Annotated in this window: 11 protein-coding genes and 4 tRNA genes; all 15 read right to left on the minus strand. The window is 63.6% G+C overall.

What is annotated here, in order from left to right:
• Positions 1-18: 18 nt before the first annotated feature.
• The 15 genes from rpoB to H7A12_15325 all read right to left on the minus strand — a co-directional run bounded on the left by rpoB (position 19) and on the right by H7A12_15325 (position 11,124).
• Positions 19-4,101 carry a DNA-directed RNA polymerase subunit beta gene (gene rpoB, locus H7A12_15255; protein ID MCP5322150.1) on the minus strand — a complete coding sequence of 1,361 codons (4,083 nt, stop codon included), beginning with the start codon at positions 4,099-4,101 and terminating at the stop codon, positions 19-21.
• A 170-nt stretch (positions 4,102-4,271) separates the two neighbouring features.
• Positions 4,272-4,649, minus strand: coding sequence for a 50S ribosomal protein L7/L12 (gene rplL / locus H7A12_15260; GenBank protein MCP5322151.1), 378 nt, complete (start codon positions 4,647-4,649; stop codon positions 4,272-4,274).
• Between the two features lie 54 nt (positions 4,650-4,703).
• The gene (rplJ, locus tag H7A12_15265; GenBank protein MCP5322152.1) at positions 4,704-5,231 is read right to left on the minus strand and encodes a 50S ribosomal protein L10; all 528 of its coding nucleotides are present in this window, start codon (positions 5,229-5,231) and stop codon (positions 4,704-4,706) included.
• A 234-nt stretch (positions 5,232-5,465) separates the two neighbouring features.
• Positions 5,466-6,161 carry a 50S ribosomal protein L1 gene (rplA, locus tag H7A12_15270; GenBank protein MCP5322153.1) on the minus strand — a complete coding sequence of 232 codons (696 nt, stop codon included), beginning with the start codon at positions 6,159-6,161 and terminating at the stop codon, positions 5,466-5,468.
• 1 nt (position 6,162) lies between these two features.
• Positions 6,163-6,594, minus strand: a complete 432-nt coding sequence (gene rplK, locus H7A12_15275) for a 50S ribosomal protein L11 (protein MCP5322154.1) — start codon at positions 6,592-6,594, stop codon at positions 6,163-6,165.
• A 104-nt stretch (positions 6,595-6,698) separates the two neighbouring features.
• A complete protein-coding gene (gene nusG / locus H7A12_15280) occupies positions 6,699-7,232 on the minus strand; it encodes a transcription termination/antitermination protein NusG (protein ID MCP5322155.1) in 534 nt (177 codons plus the stop codon).
• A gap of 9 nt (positions 7,233-7,241) precedes the next feature.
• Positions 7,242-7,646: a preprotein translocase subunit SecE gene (secE, locus tag H7A12_15285; protein ID MCP5322156.1), complete on the minus strand. Its 405-nt coding sequence runs from the start codon at positions 7,644-7,646 to the stop codon at positions 7,242-7,244.
• Positions 7,647-7,721: 75 nt separating this feature from the next.
• A tRNA-Trp gene (locus tag H7A12_15290) sits at positions 7,722-7,797 on the minus strand.
• Positions 7,798-7,805: 8 nt separating this feature from the next.
• Entirely contained in the window at positions 7,806-8,999 is a 1,194-nt protein-coding gene (gene tuf / locus H7A12_15295; GenBank protein ID MCP5322157.1) for an elongation factor Tu, read from the minus strand.
• A gap of 97 nt (positions 9,000-9,096) precedes the next feature.
• Positions 9,097-9,172: transfer RNA gene (locus H7A12_15300), tRNA-Thr, on the minus strand.
• An 83-nt stretch (positions 9,173-9,255) separates the two neighbouring features.
• Positions 9,256-9,329 (minus strand) — tRNA-Gly (locus H7A12_15305).
• 63 nt (positions 9,330-9,392) lie between these two features.
• A tRNA-Tyr gene (locus tag H7A12_15310) sits at positions 9,393-9,476 on the minus strand.
• A 278-nt stretch (positions 9,477-9,754) separates the two neighbouring features.
• Entirely contained in the window at positions 9,755-10,309 is a 555-nt protein-coding gene (locus H7A12_15315; GenBank protein ID MCP5322158.1) for a GNAT family N-acetyltransferase, read from the minus strand.
• Positions 10,306-10,596, minus strand: coding sequence for a DUF1778 domain-containing protein (locus H7A12_15320; protein MCP5322159.1), 291 nt, complete (start codon positions 10,594-10,596; stop codon positions 10,306-10,308). The genes H7A12_15315 and H7A12_15320 overlap by 4 nt, the downstream gene beginning before the upstream one ends.
• A 99-nt stretch (positions 10,597-10,695) precedes the next feature.
• Positions 10,696-11,124, minus strand: coding sequence for an RES family NAD+ phosphorylase (locus H7A12_15325; protein ID MCP5322160.1), 429 nt, complete (start codon positions 11,122-11,124; stop codon positions 10,696-10,698).
• Positions 11,125-11,265 lie beyond the last annotated feature (141 nt).

Below are 11,265 nucleotides of genomic sequence, written 5' to 3' on the forward strand. Positions count from 1 at the left end.
ATCCGGCTTCGGCGTGAATCAGTCGGTCTCGAGCTCGATATCGATGCCGAGCGAGCGGATTTCCTTCACGAGCACATTGAAGGATTCCGGCATTCCGGGTTCCATGCGATGGTCACCGTCGACGATGTTCTTGTACATGCGCGTACGCCCGTTCACGTCGTCGGACTTGACCGTGAGCATCTCCTGCAGCGTGTACGCAGCCCCGTAGGCCTCCAGCGCCCACACTTCCATCTCCCCGAAACGCTGCCCGCCGAACTGCGCCTTGCCGCCGAGCGGCTGCTGCGTGACCAGCGAGTACGAACCCGTCGAGCGCGCGTGCATCTTGTCGTCGACGAGGTGATTCAGTTTCAGCATGTACATGTAGCCGACGGTCACCCGCCGTTCGAAGCGATCACCGGTACGCCCGTCATAGAGCTGCATCTGGCCGCTGTCGGGTAGCCCGGCGAGGCGCAGCAGCGCCTTGATCTCGTCCTCCTCGATGCCGTCGAACACCGGGGTTGCCATCGGCACGCCGCCACGCAGGTTGGCCGCCAGCTCGAGCAACTGCCGATCGTCCAGCGACTTCAGGTCGACGGCCTGGCCGCCGATCGAGTTGTACACTTCCTCGAGGAAGCGGCGCAGTTCGGCCACCTTGCGCTGCTCGCGCAGCATCGCGTCGATGCGCTGCCCCAGCCCATGCGCTGCGAGCCCCAGGTGCGCCTCGAGGATCTGTCCCACGTTCATCCGCGACGGCACGCCGAGCGGATTCAGCACGATGTCCACCGGTTGGCCGTGCTCGTCGTACGGCATGTCTTCCTCGGGCATGATCACCGAGATCACACCCTTGTTGCCGTGCCGGCCCGCCATCTTGTCCCCGGGCTGCACCCGGCGCTTCACCGCCAGGTAGACCTTCACGATCTTCAGCACGCCGGGAGCGAGATCGTCGCCGCTCTGCAGCTTGCGCCGCTTCTCCTCGAAGCGCTTCTCCATGTCCTCGCGGCGTTCGTTCAGGCTGTTCTCGGCATTTTCGAGCTGCGTGTTGAGCTCGGCGTTCGCCATCCGCAGCTTGAACCACTGCTCGTGCTCCATCCCGTCGAGCTGCTCGACCGTGAGCACGGTGTCCTTCTTCAGGCCGGCACCGCCCTGCACCTTCGCGCCCGCCAGCAGGTTGCGCAGACGCGCATAGGTGGCGTTCTCGACGATGCGGAACTCGTCGCGCAGATCCTTGCGGTACTGATCGAGCTGGGCCTTCTCGATCTGCAGCGCACGCTGGTCACGCTGCAGGCCTTCGCGGGTGAAGACCTGCACGTCGATCACCGTGCCCTTGGTGCCCGACGGCACGCGCAGCGAGGTGTCCTTCACGTCGGAAGCCTTCTCGCCAAAGATCGCACGCAGCAGCTTCTCTTCCGGCGTGAGCTGGGTTTCGCCCTTCGGCGTCACCTTGCCGACCAGAATGTCACCGGCATTGACCTCGGCGCCGATGTACACCACGCCCGATTCGTCGAGGTTCGCCAGTGCGCCCTCGCCGACGTTCGGGATATCCGCCGTGATCTCCTCGGAACCGAGCTTGGTGTCGCGCGCAACGCAACTGAGCTCCTGGATGTGGATCGTGGTGAAGCGATCCTCGCGCACCACGCGCTCCGAGATCAGAATCGAGTCTTCGAAGTTGTAACCGTTCCACGGCATGAACGCGATGCGCATGTTCTGCCCGAGCGCGAGCTCGCCGAGATCGACCGACGGGCCGTCGGCCAGGATGTCGCCGGCCGCGACCACATCGCCCTGGCGTACTACCGGGCGCTGGTTGATGCAGGTGTTCTGGTTCGAGCGCGTGTACTTGGTCAGGTTGTAGATATCGACGCCGATCTCGCCGCTGCCGATTTCCTCCTCCTTCACACGCACCACGATCCGCCCGGCGTCGACGCTCTCGATCTCCCCGCCACGGCGTGCCACCACGCAGACGCCGGAGTCACGCGCGACCAGGCGCTCCATGCCGGTTCCCACCAGCGGCTTCTCGGTACGCAGCGTCGGCACCGCCTGGCGCTGCATGTTCGAACCCATCAGCGCGCGGTTGGCGTCGTCGTGCTCGAGAAACGGGATCAGCGAGGCGGCGACCGAAACGACCTGCTTCGGCGAGACGTCCATGTAATCGACGCGCTCGGGCGGCATCACCGTGAATTCGTTCTGGTGGCGCACCGCCACCAGATCGTCGACCAGCCTGCCGTTGCGATCGAGCTGCGCCGAGGCCTGCGCGACCACGTAATCGGCCTCGACGATCGCCGACAGGAACTCGATCTCGTCGGTGACCTTGCCGTCGACGACCTTGCGGTACGGCGACTCGAGGAAACCGTAGCGATTGGTGCGCGCGAAGGTCGACAGCGAATTGATCAGACCGATGTTCGGGCCTTCAGGCGTCTCGATCGGACACACGCGCCCGTAGTGCGTCGGGTGCACGTCGCGCACCTCGAAGCCGGCGCGCTCGCGCGTAAGACCACCCGGTCCGAGCGCGGATACACGCCGCTTGTGCGTGACCTCGGACAGCGGGTTGTTCTGGTCCATGAACTGCGACAACTGGCTCGAGCCGAAGAACTCCTTCACCGCGGCCGCCACCGGCTTGGCGTTGATCAGGTCCTGCGGCATCAACTGCTCCTGCTCCGCCAGGTTCAGCCGTTCCTTGACCGCGCGCTCGACACGCACCAGCCCGACGCGGAACTGGTTCTCCGCCATCTCGCCCACCGACCGCACGCGCCGGTTGCCGAGATGGTCGATGTCGTCGACGATCCCCTTGCCGTTGCGGATCGCGATCAGCGTCTTCAGCACGTCGACGATGTCCTCGCGGCTCAGCACGCCCGAGCCTTCCACCGCTTCGCGCCCGAGGCGGCGATTGAACTTCATGCGTCCGACCTCGGAGAGGTCGTAGCGCTCCGCCGAGAAGAACAGGTTGTTGAACAGGTTTTCGGCGGCTTCGCGCGTGGGCGGCTCACCGGGGCGCATCATGCGGTAGATCTCGACCAGCGCCTCGAGCGGTGTGCGCGTCGGGTCCGAACGCAGCGTCTCGGAGACGAACGGCCCGCAATCCAGTTCGTTGGTGTAGATCGTCTCGATGCGCCGGATGCCGCGTGCAAAGAGCTTGCCGAGCATGTCCGAGCCGAGTTCGGTATTGCAATCGACCAGTACCTCGCCGGTACCGGTATCCACCAGATCGCTGGCGAGCGAACGGCCCGCGATGTATTCGACCGGAACCGGCAGGCTCTCGAGCTTCGCCTTCTCGATCAGGCGGATGTGGCGTGCCGTGATCCGGCGCCCCTGCTCGACGATCACGCTGCCCTTCTCGTCACGGATGTCGAACGCCGCAATCTCACCGCGCAGGCGGTCGGCAACCAGCTCGAGCACCCAGTTCCCGGCCTCGTCGGCCGTGAACACGTTGATGTCGTAGAACATGCGCAGCATTTCCTGCGCGTTGTAGCCGAGTGCACGCAGCAGGATCGTCGCCGGCAGCTTGCGCCGGCGATCGATGCGCACGTAGACCAGGTCCTTCGGATCGAACTCGAAGTCGAGCCACGAACCGCGGTAAGGAATGATGCGCGCGGAGTAGAGCAGCTTGCCCGAGGAATGGGTCTTGCCCTTGTCGTGATCGAAGAATACGCCGGGGGAGCGGTGCAACTGCGAAACCACGACGCGCTCGGTACCGTTGATGACGAAGGTGCCGTTTTCGGTCATCAACGGGATTTCTCCCATGTAGACTTCCTGTTCCTTGATGTCCTTGATCGCGCGTGTCGATGACTCGCGGTCGTAGATGATCAGGCGCACCCGCACGCGCAGCGGCGCCGCAAAGGTCGCACCACGCAACTGGCATTCCTTGACGTCGAATGCCGGCGTGCCCAGGTGGTAGTCGACGTACTCGAGCGCGGCGTTGCCGGAATAGCTGACGATCGGGAACACCGAACGCAGCGCACCGTGCAGTCCGGATTCCTCGCGTTGTGCCGGCCCCAGGTCCGTCTGGGTGAATTGCCGGTACGAGTCCCGCTGGATCGCCAGCAGGAACGGCAATTTCATCCCGCTCGGGAGGCTGAGCTTGCCGAAATCCTTGCGGATGCGTTTTCTCTCGGTGTATGAGTAGGCCATGCGTGTTCCTCAGCGATCTGCTGCGAGTCGTCCGGATGCGTAAACCGTCTCTCGAAAGGCGGGTGAGCCTTTCGGCAGGCGGCGTACAACGGCGATAACGCCGGGGGGCAAGCCCCCCGGCCCGGCGTTTGTGCCAGCCTCTTGCGATTGCGAGCCTTGCGGCATCGCGATCACTTCAGCTCGACGGCAGCGCCTGCTTCCTCGAGCTTGGCCTTTGCGGCTTCCGCATCTGCCTTGCTCACACCTTCCTTCACCGTCGACGGCGCGCCGTCGACCAGGTCCTTCGCTTCCTTCAGGCCGAGGCCGGTCAGTTCGCGTACGACCTTGATCACGTTGACCTTCTTCTCGCCCGCGCCCTTCAGGATCACGTCGAATTCGGTCTTCTCTTCCTCGGCAGGGGCAGCCGCTGCTGCCGCGACCGGAGCTGCCGCGACTGCGGCTGCGGCGGTCACACCGAACTTGTCTTCCATCGCCTTGATCAGTTCGACCACGTCCATCACGGTCATTTCGGCGATAGCGTTAAGGATTTCGTCCCGGGACAGTGCCATGACTTGTCACTCCTCGTTGATTGATCGGATTGAAATTGCCAGATACCCAACCGCTCAGGCGGCTTCCTTCTGATCGCGCACGGCAGCGATGGTACGGACAAGCTTGCCCGGAACCTCGTTCAGCGTGCGTGCGAGCTTGGCAATCGGTGCCTGGATGACACTCATCAGCATCGAAATTGCCTGGTCGCGGGTCGGCAGCGACGCGAGAACGTCGATCTGCTCGGCCCCCATCAGTCGGCCGCTCACCGCCAGAGCCTTGACCTCGAATGCCTCCACCTGCTTGGCGAAATCCTTGAAGATTCGCGCGGCAGCGCCCGGGTCCTCCAGAGAGAACGCGAGCAGTGAAGGCCCCACCAGCGCCGGCCCGATGCACTCGAATTCGGTGCCTTCGACCGCGCGCTTCGCCAACGTGTTGCGGACAACCCGCACCACCACCTTGGCTTCGCGCGCCTGCTTGCGCAGGCTGGTGAGATTCGTGACGCTGACCCCACGGGCGTCTGCGATCACGACGGACAGGGCTTTGGTGGCGGTCTCTCTGACTTCAGCGACGATCGCCTTCTTGTCTTCGAGTCCTAGTGCCACTGGAGCTACTCCTGTGTATTACCGGCCCGCCGGGCCGGCTGTTCAGCTTCACCGCCGCGCGTCTGGGACCGTGCGACGGCATCCATTGCGGTGAGCACTCCAATCGTCACCAATCGGGTTTTCACCATCTGCGCAGGCCAGCGCCTCCCGGCGCGGATTAACCCCCTGGCGGAGGGCCTGCGGTCTTTGATGGTCCTGGCCAGACGAGCTGTCCACAGACCCCAAAGTCCTTGCTCAGATCTCGAGACTCGACTGGTCGATCGCGAGACCCGGCCCCATCGTCGTCGACAGGGTGATTTTCTTCAGATACACGCCCTTCGAGGTTGCAGGCTTCGCCTTGCGCAAATCCCCCAGCAGGGCTTCCAGATTTTCCTTGATCGCGCGCACCTCGAAGCCGGACCTGCCGATGGCTCCGTGAACGATGCCGTTCTTGTCGGTGCGGTAACGCACCTGGCCGCTCTTCGCGTTGCGCACCGCAGTGGCCACATCGGGGGTGACGGTGCCGGTCTTCGGGTTCGGCATCAGACCGCGGGGACCGAGGATCTGGCCAAGCTGGCCGACCACACGCATCGCGTCCGGCGAGGCGATCACCACGTCGAAATCCAGGTTGCCGGCCTTGACCTGTTCGGCCAGGTCGTCCATGCCGACCACGTCGGCCCCGGCAGCCTTCGCTGCCTCGGCGTTCGCGCCCTGCGTGAAGACCGCCACGCGCACCGTCTTGCCGGTACCGTGCGGCAGCGTGGTCGCTCCGCGTACCTGCTGGTCGGATTTGCGTGCGTCGACACCGAGGTTGACCGCCACGTCGATCGACTCCGCAAACTTCGCGCGCGGCAGACTGCCGAGCAGCGTCACTGCCTCATCGATGGAGTACTGTTTGCCGGATACCAGCTGCGCCGCGATCGCCTTTTGCTTTTTCGTCATCCTTGCCATCTCACAGACCCTCCACTTCGATGCCGGCACTGCGCGCGGTGCCGGCGATCGTGCGTACCGCCGCATCCATGTCTGCAGCCGTCAGATCGGGCATCTTCGTGCGGGCGATCTCCTCGACCTGCGCGCGCGTGACCTTGCCGACCTTCTTCGTGTTCGGGGTCGCGCTGCCCGATGCGATGCCCGCCGCCTTGCGCAGCAGCACGGTCGCCGGTGGCGTCTTGGTGATGAACGTGAAGCTGCGATCCGAGTACACCGTGATGACGACCGGGATCGGCATGCCGGGTTCCAGACCCTGCGTGGCCGCGTTGAAGGCCTTGCAGAATTCCATGATGTTCACGCCACGCTGACCCAGGGCGGGACCGACGGGCGGGCTCGGGTTGGCCTGACCGGCCTTGACCTGCAGCTTGATGTAAGCGTCGACTTTCTTGGCCATGATCTACTCCACAGTGGGTGATTGACGCCTCGAAACGGCTGCCACTGGCCGTTCGTCTCAGGCTCCCCGCGCACCGTCGCCAGACGGCGCGCCACTTGCGCGCCTCAGGCTTTCTCGACCTGGGCGAAATCGAGCTCGACCGGCGTCGAGCGTCCGAAAATCAGTACCGCCACCTTCAGGCGGTTCTTGTCGTAGTCGACCTGTTCCACGACGCCGTTGAAGTCGTTGAACGGCCCGTCGACCACGCGCACCATCTCGCCGGGCTCGAACATCGTCTTCGGCCGCGGCTTGTCCACACCTTCCTCGACACGGCGCAGGATCGCGCGCGCTTCCGCCTCGGTGATCGGCGATGGCTTGTCCGCCTTGCCACCGATGAAGCCCATCACGCGCGGTGTTTCCTTGACCAGGTGCCAACTGTCCTCGTCGAGCTCCATCTCCACCAGCACGTAGCCGGGAAAGAACTTGCGCTCGCTCTTGCGCTTCTGCCCGCCGCGCATCTCGACCACCTCTTCGGTGGGCACCAGGATGTCGCCGAACTTCTCCTCCATTCCGAAGCGCTGCACCCGCTCCTTCAATGCCGCGGCAACCTTCTTCTCGAAGCCGGAATAGGCGTGCACCACGTACCAGCGTTTCGCCATCGTCCACCCCTACCCAATCAGCCTGGATGCAAGCCATCCGAGGAACGTATCGAGTCCCCAGAGGATCAGCGCCATCACCACGACCACCGCAACGACGATCAGCGTCGTCTGCGTCGTCTCCTGCCGCGTCGGCCATACCACCTTGCGAATCTCACCGCGAGCAGCCTTCGCCAGCTCGAGGAAAGCGGCACCCTGCGAGGTCAGGAATGCCACGGCAACACCGGCGGCACCGAGCAGCACCAGCACCGGCCAGCGCAGCAGCGCCGAGCGTGCCGCGAACTCGTGCGCGAAGCCGACACCGCTCGCAATACCGTTGCCACCGGCCAGCACGACCAGCGCCGCCAGGATCAGGCCAGCGACGGACCACTTGAGCCAGTCGAGCCGGCCGGCCTTTTCGTGGACATTTGCTTTCATCAAAGGATTTCCGTGCGACCCGCCATCAACATCCCGAAGCAGCATCCGGCGTGCACTGTCGGAAGCCCGCAGAAGTGGCACGCCAGGAGGGAATCGAACCCCCAACCTGCGGTTTTGGAGACCGCCGCTCTGCCAATTGAGCTACTGGCGTATACACCCTCACTCGATGATCTTGGCCACCACGCCGGCGCCCACCGTGCGTCCGCCCTCGCGGATCGCAAACCGCAGGCCTTCCTCCATCGCGATCGGCACGATCAGCGTCACCACCATCTGCAGGTTGTCACCCGGCATCACCATCTCGACGCCTTCCGGCATCTCGCACGCCCCCGTCACGTCCGTCGTACGGAAGTAGAACTGCGGACGATAGCCCTTGAAGAACGGCGTATGCCGCCCCCCCTCTTCCTTCGTCAGCACGTACACCTCGGCCGTGAACTTCGTGTGCGGCTTGATCGTGCCCGGCTTCGCCAGCACCTGTCCACGCTCCACATCGTCGCGCTTCGTGCCACGCAGCAGCACACCAACGTTCTCGCCCGCACGACCCTCGTCGAGCAGCTTGCGGAACATCTCCACACCCGTGCACGTCGTCTTCACCGTCGCCTTCACGCCGACGATCTCGACTTCCTCGCCAACCTTCACGACCCCCCGCTCGACCCGACCCGTCACCACCGTGCCGCGACCCGAAATCGAGAACACGTCCTCGATCGGCATCAGGAACGGCTGGTCGATCGCACGCTGCGGCTCCGGTATGTACGCATCCAGCGTCTCCACCAGCTTGCGCACCGCACTCGTGCCCAGTCCGTTGTCGTCCTTGCCTTCCAGCGCCATCAGCGCCGACCCCGTGATGATCGGCGTGTCGTCGCCCGGAAAATCGTACTTCGACAGCAGCTCGCGCACTTCCATCTCGACCAGCTCGAGCAGCTCCGCATCGTCGACCATGTCCGCCTTGTTCAGAAACACCACGATGTACGGAACACCCACCTGGCGGCTCAGCAGGATGTGCTCGCGCGTCTGCGGCATCGGACCATCAGCGGCCGAACACACCAGGATCGCACCGTCCATCTGCGCCGCGCCCGTGATCATGTTCTTCACGTAGTCCGCGTGGCCGGGGCAGTCCACGTGCGCGTAGTGGCGCACCGGGCTCTCGTACTCCACGTGCGAGGTCGCGATCGTGATCCCGCGCTCGCGCTCCTCCGGCGCGTTGTCGATCTGGTCGAACGCCCGCATCTCCCCGCCCCACGTCTCCGCGCACACGCGCGTCAACGCCGCCGTCAGCGTCGTCTTCCCGTGGTCAACGTGACCGATCGTACCCACGTTCACGTGCGGCTTCTTACGCTCGAATTTTTCCTTGGCCATGACGCGCGTCTCCAGTGCCAGTAGATGAAAGCTAATGCAATGAACAACCAGCGGCCCTGCGCACCACCCGGAGCGGGAGCCACGAACCACCGAAGTCTGGAGCTCATAACCGGATTCGAACCGGTGACCTCTTCCTTACCAAGGAAGTGCTCTACCGACTGAGCTATATGAGCCCGCCCAAAAACTCCTCCCGACCTCTACGGCCTGCACTGCCCGGCAGACCGAAAACCATGCTCCGTCGGCAACCGCTGACCGTTGGAGCGGGTAGCGGGAATCGAACCCGCACCATCAGCTTGGAAGGCTGAGGTTCTACCGTTGAACTATACCCGCCTTCCGGACACCGCCCCGGCGACGCCAGAAGGGGCGTCACATGCCGAGTCACGGCCTGCCGAATGGTGGAGGGGGCTGGATTCGAACCAGCGAAGCTTGCGCGTCAGATTTACAGTCTGATCCCTTTGACCGCTCGGGAACCCCTCCTCAAAGAGCCGGGCATTTTCTTCGCGACACACAAGGCTGTCAACCGCAACATCGACATCGGAACGGGCGATTCGCAATAAATCACGCATTCTGCCGTTGACCTCGGCCGGCGCGCACCGCGGGAAGCGCCACGGTCAGCAGGAAGCACCGAAGTGCGGCACGCAGGCGGCAGACAGGACGCTGGCGGGTGCTGCACGAACCAGCACTTACCAGCAAGGGCGTGGCAGATGGTCTTGCCAGCTACTGCGAGGAGCAGGCTGCCGGCAAGAAGCCCGCCATCAATTACCGTGATCATGCTCACCGGCGACAGAAGTGGTCATGGGGTTTCTCCCGACAAAAAGGCGCTGTGCAGTCGCAACTGGCAGATACAGGGTATTGGGCCGGTCAGTCAGTGGCGAGAATCCGAAGGCCGCGTAGAAAGCCGCAGCCTTCGCGTCTATCGCGTCGGCGAATATGGCGTGAGCGCCTATCGGCGCTTCGGCAACGGTCCTGATCGCGTCGAACAGCAGCGCCTCGCCTAGCCCAAGCCCGGCATAGGACTGATCGCGGCCAAGCCAACCGATCAACACGGCCGGAACAGTCGGATAGCGCGGCAACCGGCCTGCCAGCGGCTCGGGCACGGCCATCAGCGGCACGTTGCTCGATGATAGCGTGTAGAAACCCGCGATCCGGTCGGCTTCAAGGTCTCGGGCGACAAAGCAGGTCGCGTATCGACGCTTTATGTCCTGCGTGACCGTCTCGCGGAAATAGCGGTCTATCTGCTCGTTGCCGCACGAGAACATCTTGCGTTGGTGGGCCTTGGTCAGCGCCTCTATCGCGAACCTTGCACTCACCGGGGCGCGATCAGATCAGCATGGCGCTTGGCGGCACGGGCAAGACGGGCGTTCGGCGCGGGCGGATCAATCAGCGCCTTGGCAAAGCGCACCTGGTCCTCGGCAGCCAGACGCAGCACGTCGGCCTCCTCGACCGTGCGGCGGGCATCCTCGCCTGCTGTCGCAATGAGATAGCCGGTAAGCGTCATGCCGCGCAGCCGTGCGGCGCGCTGCATCTGCTCATAGACATTGACAGGAACGCGCGCCTCGAGGCGGGCGGTTTCCACTTCGCTTGCGGGTCTGGGCATGGCTGAACTCCTTTCTTTCGTTATATACGGCATATTGCCGGTTTTATCAAGGATCGGATAAGCCAAAGAGCTCATCGAACAGGTCTTTATACATTGCCATCACCTCTTGCCACTGCCATCAATGGATTCAACGTCGGTGATTGCCCCTTGGTCATAGTGGTAGCGCAGATAACGCCAGTGGATCGCATCGGACAGCGCTCGGGCACGCATCACCCCGTAGCACTCCCCTTTCGCTCTCACGCTTTGGCAGTGAACACCAAAGCTTTTTGCTTTACGTAACGCATAACCAAACTGCTGGGCTTCGCCGTAATCATCGGGATGGTAAATGGCATGGCCAGCCAGATACCGTATGTCATGCAGGGTGACGGGGCCGAGTTGCGCACGGATAACCCGCATTTCCTGGGTGGTCTTGTCGATTCGGGACTCACGCAGGAATCGCACTCGATGGTGGGACGATTCCGCGATGGCGACCGCTTCATCGGCAGCACAGTAATAGATACCAAAGTCTCGGTTGAAGCGACTGAGCATGACCACGGTAATCGATGGCGAGCTGATCACGCTTTCTGATGGTCTGCAGCCGTGATGTGATATTGCGAGGTGTCCGGCATTGGCGCTGCCGGTGTCGACCGCGTTTTGGGTGCGACGCAACCGCAGCGCCCGGCGGCTGCG

This window comes from Pseudomonadales bacterium (assembly GCA_024234165.1).
Taxonomy (GTDB): Bacteria; Pseudomonadota; Gammaproteobacteria; order Pseudomonadales; family UBA5518; genus UBA5518.